Origin of the sequence: Winogradskyella sp. KYW1333 (assembly GCF_003335675.1) — a bacterium.
Taxonomy (GTDB): domain Bacteria; phylum Bacteroidota; class Bacteroidia; order Flavobacteriales; family Flavobacteriaceae; genus Winogradskyella.
This window is the reverse complement of the sequence record NZ_QPHL01000017.1, coordinates 117,480-132,923: the sequence shown is the minus strand read 5'-3', so window position 1 is coordinate 132,923 and position 15,444 is coordinate 117,480. Positions and strand designations below refer to the sequence as shown.

The 15,444-nt window shown below is 34.9% G+C and carries 15 protein-coding genes and 1 tRNA gene; 12 read left to right on the top strand and 4 right to left on the bottom strand.

Annotation, left to right across the window (positions count from 1 at the left end; translation table 11 throughout):
- Positions 1 to 48: 48 nt before the first annotated feature.
- Positions 49 to 2,463 (top strand): outer membrane beta-barrel family protein, encoded by a 2,415-nt coding sequence (locus tag DUZ96_RS10360; RefSeq protein ID WP_114301874.1) that lies wholly within the window; start codon positions 49 to 51, stop codon positions 2,461 to 2,463.
- Here the strand turns inward: DUZ96_RS10360 and DUZ96_RS10355 are convergent.
- On the bottom strand, positions 2,460 to 3,572 hold the full coding sequence (locus tag DUZ96_RS10355; RefSeq protein ID WP_114302334.1) for a PD40 domain-containing protein: 1,113 nt from the start codon (positions 3,570 to 3,572) through the stop codon (positions 2,460 to 2,462). The two genes, DUZ96_RS10360 and DUZ96_RS10355, sit on opposite strands and share 4 nt — an antisense overlap.
- 61 nt (positions 3,573 to 3,633) lie before the next feature.
- On the opposite strand from DUZ96_RS10355, the gene DUZ96_RS10350 reads away from it, so the two are divergent.
- The 3 genes from DUZ96_RS10350 (at position 3,634) to dusB (ending at position 7,100) form a co-directional block, all read left to right on the top strand.
- Positions 3,634 to 4,878 carry a M28 family peptidase gene (locus DUZ96_RS10350; RefSeq protein WP_114301873.1) on the top strand — a complete coding sequence of 415 codons (1,245 nt, stop codon included), beginning with the start codon at positions 3,634 to 3,636 and terminating at the stop codon, positions 4,876 to 4,878.
- 66 nt (positions 4,879 to 4,944) lie between these two features.
- Entirely contained in the window at positions 4,945 to 6,063 is a 1,119-nt protein-coding gene (locus tag DUZ96_RS10345) for a hypothetical protein (protein ID WP_181855267.1), read from the top strand.
- A 44-nt stretch (positions 6,064 to 6,107) separates the two neighbouring features.
- Entirely contained in the window at positions 6,108 to 7,100 is a 993-nt protein-coding gene (dusB, locus tag DUZ96_RS10340) for a tRNA dihydrouridine synthase DusB (RefSeq protein WP_114301871.1), read from the top strand.
- On the opposite strand, the gene DUZ96_RS10335 is transcribed toward dusB, so the two are convergent.
- Together DUZ96_RS10335 and rbfA are read right to left on the bottom strand one after the other, a co-directional pair.
- Entirely contained in the window at positions 7,101 to 8,234 is a 1,134-nt protein-coding gene (locus DUZ96_RS10335) for an FtsX-like permease family protein (RefSeq protein WP_258774367.1), read from the bottom strand.
- A gap of 69 nt (positions 8,235 to 8,303) precedes the next feature.
- Entirely contained in the window at positions 8,304 to 8,696 is a 393-nt protein-coding gene (gene rbfA / locus DUZ96_RS10330; protein ID WP_114301869.1) for a 30S ribosome-binding factor RbfA, read from the bottom strand.
- Positions 8,697 to 8,802: 106 nt separating this feature from the next.
- Between rbfA and mce the strand changes: the two genes are divergently transcribed.
- Together mce and DUZ96_RS10320 are read left to right on the top strand one after the other, a co-directional pair.
- Positions 8,803 to 9,207, top strand: coding sequence for a methylmalonyl-CoA epimerase (gene mce, locus DUZ96_RS10325; protein WP_114301868.1), 405 nt, complete (start codon positions 8,803 to 8,805; stop codon positions 9,205 to 9,207).
- Positions 9,208 to 9,291: 84 nt separating this feature from the next.
- Positions 9,292 to 9,365: transfer RNA gene (locus DUZ96_RS10320), tRNA-Ile, on the top strand.
- Positions 9,366 to 9,754: 389 nt separating this feature from the next.
- On the opposite strand, the gene DUZ96_RS10310 is transcribed toward DUZ96_RS10320, so the two are convergent.
- The gene (locus DUZ96_RS10310; RefSeq protein ID WP_114301866.1) at positions 9,755 to 10,345 is read right to left on the bottom strand and encodes a riboflavin synthase; all 591 of its coding nucleotides are present in this window, start codon (positions 10,343 to 10,345) and stop codon (positions 9,755 to 9,757) included.
- A gap of 97 nt (positions 10,346 to 10,442) precedes the next feature.
- Between DUZ96_RS10310 and pdxA the strand changes: the two genes are divergently transcribed.
- From pdxA to accC, 6 genes are all read left to right on the top strand, one after another.
- Positions 10,443 to 11,483 (top strand): 4-hydroxythreonine-4-phosphate dehydrogenase PdxA, encoded by a 1,041-nt coding sequence (pdxA, locus tag DUZ96_RS10305; protein ID WP_114301865.1) that lies wholly within the window; start codon positions 10,443 to 10,445, stop codon positions 11,481 to 11,483.
- 77 nt (positions 11,484 to 11,560) lie between these two features.
- Positions 11,561 to 12,100, top strand: a complete 540-nt coding sequence (locus tag DUZ96_RS10300) for a DUF177 domain-containing protein (protein WP_114301864.1) — start codon at positions 11,561 to 11,563, stop codon at positions 12,098 to 12,100.
- An 8-nt stretch (positions 12,101 to 12,108) separates the two neighbouring features.
- Positions 12,109 to 12,312 carry a 50S ribosomal protein L32 gene (rpmF, locus tag DUZ96_RS10295; protein WP_114301863.1) on the top strand — a complete coding sequence of 68 codons (204 nt, stop codon included), beginning with the start codon at positions 12,109 to 12,111 and terminating at the stop codon, positions 12,310 to 12,312.
- A gap of 178 nt (positions 12,313 to 12,490) precedes the next feature.
- On the top strand, positions 12,491 to 13,486 hold the full coding sequence (locus DUZ96_RS10290) for a beta-ketoacyl-ACP synthase III (protein ID WP_114301862.1): 996 nt from the start codon (positions 12,491 to 12,493) through the stop codon (positions 13,484 to 13,486).
- A gap of 35 nt (positions 13,487 to 13,521) precedes the next feature.
- Positions 13,522 to 14,007, top strand: coding sequence for an acetyl-CoA carboxylase biotin carboxyl carrier protein (gene accB / locus DUZ96_RS10285; RefSeq protein ID WP_114301861.1), 486 nt, complete (start codon positions 13,522 to 13,524; stop codon positions 14,005 to 14,007).
- 83 nt (positions 14,008 to 14,090) lie between these two features.
- The gene (gene accC / locus DUZ96_RS10280; RefSeq protein ID WP_114301860.1) at positions 14,091 to 15,443 is read left to right on the top strand and encodes an acetyl-CoA carboxylase biotin carboxylase subunit; all 1,353 of its coding nucleotides are present in this window, start codon (positions 14,091 to 14,093) and stop codon (positions 15,441 to 15,443) included.
- Position 15,444 lies beyond the last annotated feature (1 nt).

Below are 15,444 nucleotides of genomic sequence, written 5' to 3'. Positions count from 1 at the left end.
TAATTAAAACTAAAAAACAATCTTTATATTGCGACTCAAACCTAACTAATGACAGCCCTCCAGAGAATTCTATTGTTCACTATATTTTTGATGTGTTTTCACAGTGTGAAAGCTCAAGAGTTTTCTATTTCAGGAACTGTAGTTGACCCTGAAAATAACCCTGTAGAATTTGCCAATGTTGTAGTAAACGATTCTAATGGAAATATTGTTAATGGAACCTCAACAGATAATTCGGGAAAATTTCAACTCAGGAACCTTCCTCTTAACACATATGATTTAGTCATTTCTTTTATTGGATATAATGAATTCAGGCAAAGAATAATTCTAACAGGTAATTTAAATTTAAAGACAGTCGTTTTAAATGAGTCGTCAGAAACATTACAGCAGGTTGATATCATTGCCACAAAACCGACAGTAATGCGAAAACCAGATCGTTTAATTTTCAATATTGAGAATACTGCACTTACGGAAGGCTCTACGCTAGGCGTTCTAAAAAGCACACCAGGAGTTATTGTTTCCGAAGGAGGTATTAACATAAAAAACACACCTGCAACAGTATACATAAATAATCGAAGGGTACAATTAACACCCAATGAGTTGATTCAACTATTAGAAAGCTCGCCAGCAAACAGCATTAAATCGGTTGAGGTTATAACAAATCCTCCCGCCAGTTATGAAGCTGACAGTGGGTCGGTTGTAAATATTGTAATGAGCAAGAATTTGGTAACTGGATATAGAGGTTCAATTTTTACTAATTATACCCAAGGTGTTTTTCCAAGATATAATTCAGGCACTAGCCATTATTTTAAGAATAACAAAATCAACTTCAACCTTAATTATAGTTATTCACAGAATAAGATTAACAGAGACCAAGATGATAAAGTGAACTTCCTTGACACTAACAATGACATAGATGAAATTTGGAAGTCTAAAGTCAATCGAAATACCTGGTCTCAAAATCACAATCTTAATTTAAACTTTGATTTTTTTATAAACGAAAATAGCACTATTAGTCTAACTAGTACAACGCTTTATACCCCGTATTTTAAATATAAAATTGCAAATAGCACAAACATTTTTGATGGCGGAGAAAGTTTTCTATCTCGCTTTACGGCCGACAACCTATCTAGAGACGATAAATTTAATATTGGTACAGACTTAATATTTAGCCATCGGTTTAGTGATAAAGCAAGCATGGTACTAAATGGTCACTATACGACGTACAGCTATGAAAGAGACCAAAATGTATTGAGTAATTTTTTTGATGCTAACAATACGTTTATTAATGATTCGGAATTTAATACACTTGCTAACCAAGATACAAACATTCTTACAGGAAGCATGGATTTTAATTTTGCAACCGATGAAAGCTCAAGTTTAGACCTTGGGTTAAAATACTCCAATGTAAAAACCGACAGCGGCATTACTAGAGTTGATATAATCAACAACCAGGAGGTTGTTAGTTCTGACAACTCTGATGCTTTTACATACGACGAAAAAGTTGTTGCAGGATATGTTAATTATAGTAAGTCTTGGGATGCCTGGGATATAAATTTAGGCTTAAGGGTAGAACAATCAAATATTGATGGCGAATCATTATCTTTGACTCAAAAGAATACTCAAAACTATTTTAATTGGTTTCCCAATGCAAGCGTATCTCATAGTATTTCTGATAATTTTTCAATTTACAGCAACTACAAACGAAGCATCGGTCGCCCTGATTTTAAAAGCTTAAATCCCTTTACTTTTTTTATAAACGAAAATACTGTTGTTGTTGGAAACCCCGACTTATTGCCTGCTTACTTTGATAGTTTTAAACTAGGAGTTAATTTCTTGGATCATTTTACAATAGAAGCCTATTACATAAACTATGACGGTGACATTATTGAGCTTCCAAGACAAAATAACACTACAAATATTATTGCTTATACCCCAACCAATCTAGACAAGAAAGTAGATTATGGCATAGACTTGGTTTTTGATTATAGTATTTCAAACAGATGGAGCCTTTATGCTCTAACCTCTTTTTATAAAATGACAGAGGAATCTGATTTTGGAGAAGGGTTTGTAAAGCAGGAGCAATGGTCTAACTATAGTATTCTACAAAACAATTTGACACTTTTAGAGGACAACAGTTTAAATATTGATGTAAATCTTGAATGGTCAAATAAAAATCTAATGGATTTTCAAACAGTAGAGAATAGGCTTATCTCGTCTATTAATATCTCAAAAACTATATTCAAAAATAAAGGTGTAATCTCCTTAAGTGTTGAGGATATTTTCAATTATCAAGATTTTGAAACTTCAATTGCCTATTTAAACCAATCTAGCACAAGATTTCAAAATTTGGACAACCGTTTCGTGCGCCTAGGGTTCCGTTATAAATTTGGAAACACAAAACTATCTACAAATGAGCGCACTACTGATGCAGAAGAGCGCGAGAGATTAAAAGACCTCAACTAATCTTGCCACTCGGCTATAAAAAGATTGGTATCTCTTCCCCCTCCATTATTTCTATTAGAGGAAAAAGCCAAATATTTACCATCATTTGAAAAGACCGGAAATGCATCAAAGGTTTCACCATGGGTAACTCTTTTTAAGTTTTTCCCGTCTATATCAATCATGTAAAGATTAAAAGGAAATCCACGGTCTGCCTCAAAGTTTGACGAGAACAAGATTTTTTCTCCTGAAGGATGAAAAAACGGACTCCAATTTGCATTACCCAAATCGGTAAGTTTGCGCAGGCCAGAACCATCCGCATTACAGATGTATAGTTCCATTTCTGTTGGCTCAACCAATCCTTCTGCAAGAAGTTCTTTATACTCTTTAATCTCTTGCTCCGTTTTTGGCCTTGACGATCTAAATATCAATTTTGATCCATCTGGTGAAAAGAATGCGCCTCCATCATAACCCAGCTCATTTGTAATTTGTTTAACCTCAGACCCATCTAGATTCATAGTGTATAACTCAAGATCACCACTGCGTGTTGAGGTAAATACAATTTTATCTCCTTTAGGAGAAACTGTTGGTTCAGCATCATAACCAACATCATTGGTTAATTGTTTTACAATATTACCCTCTAGATCTGCAACAAAAATGTCATAACTATCGTAGATTGGCCATATATATTTACCGTTTTTTCGTAAAGGTGTTTCTGGACATTCGTCTTGCTTCAAATGTGTAGAAGCATAAATTATGTGCTCGTTGTCTGGTAAAAAGTAAGCGCATGTAGTTCTGCCTTTACCAGTACTTATCATTGGAGGAGCAATACTGTCCATAAAAGTTTCATCAATATTCATTAAAAACATTTGGTCGCACCTCACATCCCATTTAGTATTATTAGATTGAAATACCAATTGTTTGTCATCAAAACTCCAGTAAGCTTCAGCATTATCACCTCCAAATGTGACTTGACGTAAAGACTTAAAATGTGTTTCTTCCGGATAAATTAATGGATTTTTGACAACCGAATCTACCTCCTTACCAATTATATTTTCTGATGATTTTTTGACATCATTTTTACACGACGAAAAAGAAACTAAAACCAACAACAAAACAGCAATTCTATTCATCTCTAACAATTATCATAAATGGCATTTAATGCCTAATTTTGTGTAAAAATAAGACTTCAATATGAAAAAATTAGTGTTTTTATTTGTTTTAGTAGGATTATGGACCTGCAAGAATGAGCCTAAGGTTGCTCAAAACAAAATTGAAGAGGATGTTGCGTTTTTAGCAGATGACAAGCTTGAGGGCCGACAAACAGGCACGCAAGGAGAAGCAAAAGCCTCTGAATATCTAATTTCGAGATTTAAAGAAATCGGCCTTCAGGCTAAAGGAACCAAAGATTTTCTCCAGCCTTTTTCATTCAAACCAAAAACAGACCCACACAAGGAGGTTGAATTCACAAAAAATGTAGACAGCACAATAACAGGTAACAACGTTATGGGTTACATAGATAATAATGCTGAGACAACAATTGTAATTGGAGCGCATTATGACCACTTAGGATATGGTGGTGAGGGATCGTTACACAGAGAAAAAGAAAAAGCAATCCACAATGGCGCTGATGACAACGCCAGTGGTGTAGCGGTCTTATTAAATTTAGCAGATAGGTTGAAAGTAAAAAACAGCAAGGCAGAAATTAAAGACAATAACAACTATTTGTTTATAGCATTTTCTGGAGAAGAAATGGGCTTATTAGGGTCTAATTATTTCTCCAAAAACCCAACTATAGATACCCAATCGATAAACTATATGATTAATATGGACATGGTTGGTCGTATGAAAGCGGATAGTACTTTAGCCGTATATGGTGTAGGTACTTCACCAATGTTTAAGCAAACGCTTAAAGCCAATAATGAAAAATTTAAACTTATTGAAAACGAAAGTGGGGTGGGGCCAAGTGACCACACCTCATTTTATTTAATTGATATACCTGTATTACATTTTTTTACAGGCCAACATGAAGATTATCATAAGCCAAGCGATGATTCTGATAAATTGAATTATGAGGGAATGAAACTTATTTCAGATTATATTTTTGACATAATAAGCGATCTTGACGATAATGCAGAGCTCGTATTCAGAAAAACAAAGAATGAAAGCGAAGAAACACCAAGATTTAAAGTTGGTTTAGGTGTGGTGCCAGATTATCTGTATGATGGTAAAGGAATGCGTATTGATGGAACACGCGAGGATACTCCAGCACACAACGCTGGCATACAAAAAGGAGATGTTGTTGTAAAACTTGGCGATAGTACTGTGACAGATATGATGAGTTACATGAGAGCCCTTTCTGTTTTTGACAAAGGAGATGAAGCAGACATTACGATAATCCGAGGAGAGGAGAAGATAGAGACAAAGGCTAAATTCTAAAAATAGCCAAAAAAAGGCATAACTTATTTTTATTTAAATTTGAAGAAAAAGATTGCTTTTCTTCAAATGAAAAAGATAGAGTTATTGTGCTGTCTATTTGTTTTATTGTCTACCTTCAATTGTGATAATGAACCCGTAGATTTTGATTTTAGTGCTTTGGATGTAAACCCAAGATTACTTGGGCAGTGGTATCTCGTAGAGTTTGACTCTGAAGTTTCTTCATTACCTAACACTGATAATCAATCCGCAACGACAGAAACCAGAATATTTAGCACCTCCTCTGCTTATTCAATATTTTTTGACGAAAACAGTTTCAGAGTAAGCGGAGAATACACCTACAACTCTAGGTTAAAGATCAACGGAATAGAAGACACGAGTAATTTCTATACCAATGAAGACGTTGATTATACTTATGGATATTCAGTAGACAATGATGAGATTATTTTACAAGAGTCCCCTTTTGACATTACCACCCAGGAAGAAAACACATTTTATTTACAAGGGGAACAGAAAAATAGTTTTGTTGTTTCAGAAAATGGAGAAACTTTAATACTTTTTCAGGATGAAACATTAACAGATTCTAACGCAACTGTTCCAGAAGGAAGAACGATTACAAAAAGAACATCGTCAATTTGGATCAAAGATTTGACTATATTTTCTTGTGATTTGAGGGATGCCACACGCCAAGCTGAAATAGCCTATAACCAAAGCAATGAGGATATTCAATTATGCCTTGATTATAGACGCGCCTTAGAGGATCAGATTGTAGAATGCGGAGATCCTGATGGAAGATTATCCGACACCATAGAAGAATTAGGTAATTGTGGACGATTATCCGCAGATGTGTTGAGGGTTACGGCAGGCTTGCAGAATATTGATTTTGCGAACAAAACAATTTCCTATTCTAACGAAGTAATTTCGGTCTATGGATCTGCCCTTTTTGGCAACCACAGCCTCTCCTTTGAAGTGCCAGAATATGTAACTGGAATCGATACTTTTTTGAATTTTGTCATAAAAGTTGATGGCGTTGACTATTTTCCGTATTATCCCGGAGTAAATAATTTTAGATTTAACACACTTATTAGCAGCAACTTTTCTTTAAATGCTGTTTTTGAAGGAACTGTCATCAGTGCTCAGGGCGAAGAACTCACGTTGTCAGTAGGTATAATAGATGTTAACTATTAGTCAGTTTTTTAAAAAGCTTTAGTTTTGCATCAAAAAATTGACCATTGGTAAAAATTGGTGATATAGAATTGGGAGATTTTCCATTGCTCCTTGCACCTATGGAGGACGTAAGTGATCCACCGTTTAGGGCATTATGCAAAGAGCAAGGTGCCGATGTGGTTTACACAGAGTTTGTTTCTAGTGAAGGGTTAATACGCAATGCAGCCAAAAGTGTGATGAAGCTCGATATTTACGAAAAGGAACGCCCTGTAGGTATCCAAATATTTGGAGCAAATATGGATAGCATGCTTCGGACAATTGATATTGTGGAGAAATCTAATCCAGATATAATTGATATAAATTTTGGTTGTCCGGTAAAAAAAGTTGTTTCCAAAGGAGCTGGAGCAGGAATTTTGAAGGATATCTGTTTAATGGAAAAGCTTACGGCTGAAATGGTTAAGCGTACCAACCTTCCAGTTACTGTGAAAACACGCTTGGGTTGGGATCATGATTCTATTAAAATTGTTGAGGTTGCTGAACGATTGCAAGATGTTGGGATAAAGGCAATAGCAATTCATGGCCGTACTAGAGCCCAAATGTATAAAGGAAATGCTGATTGGAAGCCAATAGCTGCGGTAAAGAATAATCCTAGAATGCATATTCCAGTTTTTGGCAATGGTGATGTAAATTGCCCCGAAAAAGCTGTAGAAATGCGCGATGAATATGGATTGGATGGCGCTATGATCGGTAGGGCTTCTATCGGTAACCCATGGTTTTTTAAGCAAGTAAAACACTATTTTAATACCGGAGAGTATTTAAAGCCAATAACTTTGCAAGAACGGGTTGAAGCAGCGCGCCGACATCTTCAAATGTCCATAGATTGGAAAGGTGAGAAACTTGGTGTTTTTGAAACTAGAAGACATTACACCAATTATTTTAAAGGAATTCCAAATTTTAAAGAATATCGAATGAAAATGGTTACAAGCGATCATTCTGAAGATGTATTCGCCTCCTTTGATGAAGTTTTAGAAAAATTTTCAGATTATCAATTCGTTTAGTTAGGTCTTAATTAGCTGTTTGGTTATACGTGCAGAAGCAATTCTGGAAGCAACAATTCCTAAAACAAAAATTGTAACCAATACAATGATAACATTTAAAAATTTGATTCCCACCGGATAAGGTAGGTCGGGTGTTAACATCACTAGATTTAAATTTTGTTGAAGAAACACTACTACTAGCCCCAAGATTACACCAATAATTCCACTAATTACTGTCATTAAACTTCCCTGTAAAAAGAAAATAGATTTTATAGATTTGGTCTCGGCACCTAAATTAAATAGTGTGTTTAGAGAGCGTTTCTTATCCAATATCATCATGATAATGGCACCAATGACATTAAATAGCGCAATAATGATTACCAGAGTAAAGATTAGATAGATTGCTAAATTCTCAGTATTCAACATTTTATAGAGTGCATCATTGAGCTGCTCCCTGTTTTTAATTACAAAGGTGTTTGCAAACTTATTTTCAATTTCTTCTCTAACTATAGTTTCATCTGTTCCTTCGGTTAGTTTTAGCTCAATAGACGTATACTGATTATCGTTATAGTTTAATAGAGTTCTCGCTAAAGAAATGTCGGAGTAAACGTACTCGTTATTTAATTCTTCATTAATATCGAAGAGACCAACATTGTTCACATAGACTGAATTGTAAGCACCTCTTAATGAGCTGAATTGACCTTTACCTGCTTTTGGAACGTATAACGACAAAGGTTTTAAAAAATCAAAAACCCCAAAAGAAAGCTTGTTAGAAATTCCCCACCCAGAGACCACTTCGTTATTTCCAAATGTAATCCAGTTTCCTCTAGCCATCATGGAATCTACATTTGTTACTTTAAGATAATTCTTGTCAATTCCCTTTAGAGTCGCTAGTAAGTTTTTATTTTCAGACTTAATAATAACACGCTCCTCAATAACCATTGAGTAATCATATATTCCTTCAATTTTTATAAGTTTAGACAGATCTTCTTCTGTGATCATAAACGATTTCCCTTTGCGTGAGAGTAACTTAATATCTGGGTCGACAAACGAGGAAAACTGAAGACTAAAATCTTTTAAACCAGTAAACACTGACAATACAATAAATAGCGATGCCGAAGCTATAATTACGCCACCAGAAGCTATCAAAGTCATAATATTAATAGCATTGTTACTGCTTTTTGAAAAAAGATATCGCCTCGCTATATATAAAGAGAAATTCACTTAAGATTTTTTGCGCTTACCTAACAAATCCGGATTGTTAATAGGGTCGTCATCACCCTCAAGAGAACGCTCAATTCTATCAATATATTCTAATGAGTCATCAATAAAAAACTCCAATTGCGGCATACGTCTTAATTGATGTCTTGTGCGTTGCGAAAGTTCATGTCTAATAAGAGGTGTGTTAGACCTAATACCTTCTAGCAAAGACTTTGCCTCCTTGTTTGGAAAAATACTCAAATAAACTCTAGCCACAGACAAATCTACTGTTACATTGACTTTACTAACTGAAATAATTACACCTTTTAATCCTCCATTAGATGCGGCCCGCTGTAAAACATCAACTAAGTCTTGTTGTATAACTGTAGCTATTTTTTTTTGTCTATTACTTTCCATGATGCAAAAGTAGATGATATTTAAAGATAATAGTATTTTTATATAACAAAAATCATGTTTTATAACCTTCAGATTTCCGTTCTTTCGGAGACTAAATAAAGTTTTAATGAAAAAAATTGAACACATTGGTATTGCCGTTAAGGACATCGAAGCCTCAAACAATCTTTTTGAACTTCTTTTTGATAAACCACATTATAAGATTGAAGAGGTAGAAAGCGAAGGTGTGAAAACTTCGTTTTTTAAATGTGGGCCAAACAAAATAGAATTGCTACAGGCAACAAATGAAAATAGCCCAATTGCAAAATTTATTGAGAAAAAAGGTGAGGGTATTCATCATATTGCATTTGCGGTAGAAGACATATATCAGGAAATTGAACGATTAAAATCTAGCGGGTTTTGTATGATTCATGATAAACCTAAAAAAGGCGCCGATAATAAGATTGTTGCTTTTTTACACCCTAAATCTACTAATGGTGTTTTGATAGAATTATGCCAAGATATTGAAGATTAAATTGGATTTTTTTTCTTGTAGGGTATTAAAATATATAGTAATATTGCACACTCTTTAGAAATAAAGACATTGGCATACCCAACAGGTCCTATAACTCAGTTGGTTAGAGTATCTGACTCATAATCAGAAAGTCCCTGGTTCGAGCCCAGGTGGGACCACAAAAAACCCTTCAGCCGAAGGGTTTTTAAGTTATGGGCTATATATTTTCATACAATTTGTAAGTTAAAAGTCAGGGCAAAATATTAGCCATTCACCTATAATATTTACCACCCCACACCGTTTGTCTACAGTAACGGTGTCTTAAAGATTTTTTGGGTTGAAATTGCTTTGCTGGTGCTGTATTTTTATTATTTTTACACCGTTATTAAATTATGGAGAATAAAAATATGTTAGCCTCAATCTTATTTTCTCTGATAGGCTTTATGTCTATAGCACAGGGGCCACCGCCTCCGCCAGGTTTTCCTATCGATGGTGGAGTAGAAGTTTTATTTCTCGTTGCTATAATTTTTGGGGCATTAAAAATTATGCGAATTAATAAGAAAGAAACTTAATTTCTTAATTCGTTTAAGCGCTTTATATATTTTCCAATTACATCAAACTCTAGGTTAACTTTGTCGCCTTCCTTAATAGAATGAAATGTTGTGTGTTCGTAGGTATAAGGAATTATTGCAACAGAAAATTCATTCAGTTTTGAGTTTACTACCGTTAAACTAACACCATTAATGGTGATAGACCCCTTTTCTATAGTTATATTGTCTTTAACAGACCCGTATTCAAAAGTGTAAAACCAACTACCGTTTTCTTCAGTAACGGAAATACATGTACCGGTTTGGTCTACGTGACCCTGCACAATGTGCCCATCTAACCTATCTCCTAACCTCATGGCTCTTTCTAAGTTTACCTTATCGCCCTTATCAAGCATACCTAAATTCGTTTTATCCAAGGTTTCCTGTATTGCCGTTACGGTATATTTTTCGTTATCAATATCAACAATGGTTAAACACACGCCATTGTGTGCAACACTTTGATCAATTTTCAGCTCTGTGGTTATCGAAGAACTAATGGTGAGGTTTAGGTTACCTCCTTCTTTTTGTAATTTTTCAATTGTTCCTAAATCTTCAATTATTCCCGTGAACATCGTTGTACTTTATTTAGTTAAATTTGTATTCGCAAAGTTAAGGACAAAGCACAAATCCGCTATTAATTTTATAGAAAAAATAGTATAAGCAGTCGTTATGAAAAGGGAGGAAAAGATTATTGTTGGAATATCAGTTGGAGACTTAAATGGCATTGGGCCAGAAATTATTATTAAAACCTATGAAGACCCAAGAACACTGGAGTTAAATACACCAGTAATTTTTGCCTCTGGGAAAACAATGCAGTTTTTTAAGAACCATTTTAAAAGCAAAATTAACTTTTTCAATATAGATTCTCCAGACAAACTAGTTCATGGCAAGGTAAATGTTGTCGATGTTTGGAAGGAACCAGTAAAAGTGGAATTTGGTAAACCTGACAAAAAAATAGGTGAATACGCAATTAAATCATTATCCAGCGCAACAAATGCATTAAAAAACAACCAAATTGATGTATTGGTTACAGCGCCCATAAACAAGCACAGCATACAATCAAAAGAATTTAATTTCCCTGGTCATACAGATTACCTTGCCAAAACCCTCGAAGGAAAAAGTCTAATGTTTATGGTTTCTGATGATCTTAGGGTTGGGCTGTTAACGGACCATGTTCCGTTGAAAGACGCTTCTGAACATATAACAGAAGAGTTAATAAATGAAAAATTAAAAACGGTTTTAAATTCATTAAAACAAGATTTTGGTATTAGAAAACCAAGAATTGCGGTATTAGCAATAAATCCACATGCCGGTGACAACGGCGTTATTGGCAAAGAAGATGATGAGGTATTGAAACCCGCAATAGAAAAAATTAGGAATGACAATGCTTTGGTTTTCGGGCCATATTCCGCTGACAGCTTTTTTGGATCAAACACATATAATTCGTTTGATGCGGTCATTGCATCTTATCATGATCAAGGCCTAATTCCATTTAAGACCATTGCTTTCGGTGAGGGCGTTAATTACACCGCTGGATTGAACAAGGTACGGACTTCCCCAGACCATGGTACAGCATATGAAATAGCTGGAAAAGGTGTTGCAGATGAAAGTTCTTTTAAACAAGCAATAAATAAAGCAATACAGATTTTCCGTAATAGAAAACAGCACAAACACTACAGCAAGAATCCTTTAGAAAAGGTCAAAAAATAGATATAAACATTTTTTGTTAATATCTATAAGTAAATAAAGTAAAATTTATATATTTGCAGGCTCAAAATGAGTGGGTAATGAAGGCAATGAAAGATTATATTATTCCTTTTATAGGTCTAAAAACAGGAGAGCATCATTTTGATTATCATATAGATAATACGTTCTTTAATAATTTTGAATATAACGAGTTTAATGAAGTAAGTGTAAAAATTGACCTTAAGTTTCTAAAAAAGACAACACTTTTAGAGTTGTATTTTAAAGCTAAAGGAGAAGTAAATGTCAATTGTGATCTTACTAACGAGCCCTACAACCAGCCAATTTCAGATGAATATAAATTGGTAATTAAATTTGGTGACTTATACAATGATGATAACGAAGACATAATAATTATACCTCACGGAGAGTATGAGATAAATATTTCTCAGTACATATATGAACTTATCATTTTAGCTGTACCAGCAAAACGGGTACATCCTGGTATAGAAGACGGAACCTTAAAGTCTGATATACTCTCAAAATTAGAAGAATTAAGTCCTGAAAAGGGAGAAAAGATAAAATCATCTGAGGATATTGATCCTCGTTGGAATAATTTAAAAAAACTATTAACGGATAAATAACATTTAAAATGGCACATCCTAAACGTAAAATATCTAGAACAAGAAGAGATAAAAGAAGAACACATTACAAAGCTTCTGTACCTCAAATAGCAACTTGCCCAACAACAGGTGAGCCACACCTATACCACAGAGCACACTGGCATGAAGGAAAACTGTATTACAGAGGCCAAGTGTTAATAGATAATACTTCAGAAGAAGAGAATTTAGCATAAGTATTATGCAAGCATATAATAAAACGCTCACTTGTGGGCGTTTTTTTTATATAAATTTCCTGATTAGGGCAAAAACCACTTAATTTGCATGATTATTTGCCAAAAAATGCCGAAAAAAGACCAAAATCGATTGGTTTTTGCCTTTTTTCAATACTTTTAATTAATCTAAAAGCTAATAATGAGTAAAATCACGGCGGCAATTACAGCTGTAGGAGGCTATGTTCCAGACTTTGTTTTGTCTAATGAAGTTCTTGAAACAATGGTGGACACTAATGATGAGTGGATTACTACTCGAACTGGGATAAAAGAAAGAAGAATTCTGAAAGAAGAGGGCAAGGGGACCTCTTTTTTAGCAATAAAAGCGGCTCAAGATTTACTTCAAAAAACTAACTTAAATCCTAAGGAGATAGAACTGGTAATTGTCAGTACGGCAACACCTGATATGAAAGCCGCATCAACAGCAGCTTTTACCGCGACTGAAATAGGTGCGGTTAATGCATTTTCATACGATTTAGAAGCGGCATGCTCGAGCTTTCTTTTTGGAATGTCTACAGCGGCAGCTTACATTGAATCTGGCCGATACAAAAAAATTCTTCTAATTGGAGCAGACAAAAACTCCTCATTCATTAATTATAAAGACAGGGCGACGTGCATTATTTTTGGAGATGGGGCTGGCGCAGTTTTGTTTGAGCCAAATGAAGAAGGTCTAGGACTGCAAGATGAGTTGTTGAGAAGTAACGGTGAAGGACGAGAATTTTTACAAGCCCCTTATGGAGGGTCATCTTATCCAATCAATGAAAACACTTTCAACGAAGGTAAACACTATGTTTATCAAGATGGCAAAACAGTTTTTAAGAATGCCGTTTTTAACATGGCAGATGTTGCAGAGAGAATCCTTAAGAGAAATAATTTAACAAATGAAGACATTGCTTGGCTAGTAGCGCACCAAGCAAATAAAAGAATAATTGACGCTACTGCAAATAGAATAAATCTTGAAGAAGACAAAGTCATGATGAATATCCAAAAGTATGGAAACACAACATCAGCGACTTTGCCACTTCTTTTATATGACTATGAATCTCAACTTAAAAAAGGGGATAATATAATATTTGCCGCTTTTGGTGGCGGATTTACTTGGGGCTCAATTTATTTTAAGTGGGCTTATAATTCCTAAAAAAATTAACTAACTAACAAAAATGTCTAAATACTATGGATTTAAAAGAAATTCAAAACTTAATTAAATTTGTTGCCAAGTCTGGTGCGAGCGAGGTTAAGCTAGAAATGGATGATGTTAAAATTACAATTAGAACGGGTTCTGATAGCGAAACTACAATTGTTCAACAAGTTCCAGTTCAAGCATCTGCACCGGTTGTTCAGCAACACGTTCCAGTACCAGTACCTGTAGCGACTCCTGAAGCTCCTGTTGCACCAGCGACATCATCTGATGATTCAAAATATATTACGATCAAGTCTCCAATAATTGGAACATTTTATAGAAAGCCTTCTCCGGACAAACCAGTATTTGTTGAGGTTGGTACGAACATAAAAGAAGGTGATGTCCTATGTGTTATTGAGGCAATGAAATTGTTTAACGAAATTGAATCAGAGGTTACTGGTAAAATCGTTAAAGTATTAGTAGATGACGCTTCTCCAGTAGAATTTGATCAACCGTTATTCTTGGTTGACCCATCATAACAATTGAAAATTCCAATTCATAAATCCAAGACCAGTTTATTGGAATTAGGTGTTTGGAAATAGAATTTTTTAAAACAAAAATGATGTTTAAAAAAATATTAATTGCCAATAGAGGAGAAATAGCGCTACGCGTTATTAGAACCTGTAAAGAAATGGGTATTAAAACCGTAGCTGTCTATTCAACTGCAGATGCAGATAGTTTGCATGTTAAGTTTGCTGATGAGGCGGTTTGTATCGGTCCAGCCCCAAGTAGTGAGTCATATCTAAAAATGTCAAATGTAATTGCGGCAGCTGAGATAACAAATGCTGATGCAATTCACCCAGGTTATGGATTTTTATCTGAAAACGCCAAGTTCTCTAAAATCTGTGAAGAACATGGAATAAAATTTATTGGAGCCTCTGAGGAGATGATATCCAGAATGGGAGACAAAGCAAATGCTAAAGCAACCATGAAGGCTGCCGGAGTACCTTGTGTTCCTGGTAGTGATGGAGTTATAGAGTCATTTGAGCAATGTGAAAAATTAGCAAAAGAAACAGGTTACCCTGTTATGCTTAAGGCATCTGCTGGTGGTGGTGGAAAAGGTATGCGAGCAGTATGGAAACCAGAAGAACTTGAAGGCGCTTGGGAATCTGCTCGTACAGAATCGAAAGCAGCATTTGGGAATGATGATATGTACATGGAAAAACTCATTGAAGAACCTCGACATATAGAAATTCAGATTGTTGGAGACTCGAGGGGAAAAGCATGTCATTTATCTGAAAGAGATTGTTCTGTTCAGAGACGTCACCAAAAGTTAACTGAGGAAGTTCCCTCTCCATTCATGACAGATGAACTAAGGGATAAAATGGGTAAAGCGGCAGTAAAGGCTGCTGAATATATTAAATATGAAGGAGCAGGAACAGTTGAATTTTTGGTAGACAAACATAGAAACTTCTACTTCATGGAAATGAATACGCGTATCCAAGTAGAACACCCAATAACAGAGCAGGTTATAGATTTTGATTTAATTAGAGAACAAATCTTAGTTGCTGCAGGTGTTCCTATTTCAGGGAAGAATTATACGCCGAATTTACATTCTATAGAATGTAGAATTAATGCTGAAGATCCTTATAATGATTTTAGACCATCTCCAGGTAAAATAACTACTCTTCACGCACCTGGTGGACACGGTGTTAGATTAGACACACACGTATACGCTGGTTATAGTATACCACCTAATTACGATTCTATGATCGCTAAATTGATCACAACAGCACAAACTAGAGAAGAAGCTATAAATAAAATGAAGCGTGCTTTAGATGAATTTGTTATCGAAGGAATAAAAACAACAATTCCATTTCACAGACAATTGATGAATCATCCAGATTATTTAGCTGGTAACTATACCACAAAATTTATGGAAGATTTTGAAATGGAAGAAGAAATAGAAGATTAAA

Excerpts from the sequence above, each read along its gene's own strand:
- DUZ96_RS10360 (WP_114301874.1), top strand. The coding sequence starts at position 49 with ATGACAGCCCTCCAGAGAATTCTATTGTTCACTATATTTTTGATGTGT.
- DUZ96_RS10355 (WP_114302334.1), bottom strand. The coding sequence starts at position 3,572 with ATGAATAGAATTGCTGTTTTGTTGTTGGTTTTAGTTTCTTTTTCGTCG.
- DUZ96_RS10350 (WP_114301873.1), top strand. The coding sequence starts at position 3,634 with ATGAAAAAATTAGTGTTTTTATTTGTTTTAGTAGGATTATGGACCTGC.
- DUZ96_RS10345 (WP_181855267.1), top strand. The coding sequence starts at position 4,945 with ATGAAAAAGATAGAGTTATTGTGCTGTCTATTTGTTTTATTGTCTACC.
- DUZ96_RS10335 (WP_258774367.1), bottom strand. The coding sequence starts at position 8,234 with ATGACTTTGATAGCTTCTGGTGGCGTAATTATAGCTTCGGCATCGCTA.
- rbfA (WP_114301869.1), bottom strand. The coding sequence starts at position 8,696 with ATGGAAAGTAATAGACAAAAAAAAATAGCTACAGTTATACAACAAGAC.
- mce (WP_114301868.1), top strand. The coding sequence starts at position 8,803 with ATGAAAAAAATTGAACACATTGGTATTGCCGTTAAGGACATCGAAGCC.
- DUZ96_RS10310 (WP_114301866.1), bottom strand. The coding sequence starts at position 10,345 with ATGTTCACGGGAATAATTGAAGATTTAGGAACAATTGAAAAATTACAA.
- pdxA (WP_114301865.1), top strand. The coding sequence starts at position 10,443 with ATGAAAAGGGAGGAAAAGATTATTGTTGGAATATCAGTTGGAGACTTA.
- DUZ96_RS10300 (WP_114301864.1), top strand. The coding sequence starts at position 11,561 with ATGAAGGCAATGAAAGATTATATTATTCCTTTTATAGGTCTAAAAACA.
- rpmF (WP_114301863.1), top strand. The coding sequence starts at position 12,109 with ATGGCACATCCTAAACGTAAAATATCTAGAACAAGAAGAGATAAAAGA.
- DUZ96_RS10290 (WP_114301862.1), top strand. The coding sequence starts at position 12,491 with ATGAGTAAAATCACGGCGGCAATTACAGCTGTAGGAGGCTATGTTCCA.
- accB (WP_114301861.1), top strand. The coding sequence starts at position 13,522 with ATGGATTTAAAAGAAATTCAAAACTTAATTAAATTTGTTGCCAAGTCT.
- accC (WP_114301860.1), top strand. The coding sequence starts at position 14,091 with ATGTTTAAAAAAATATTAATTGCCAATAGAGGAGAAATAGCGCTACGC.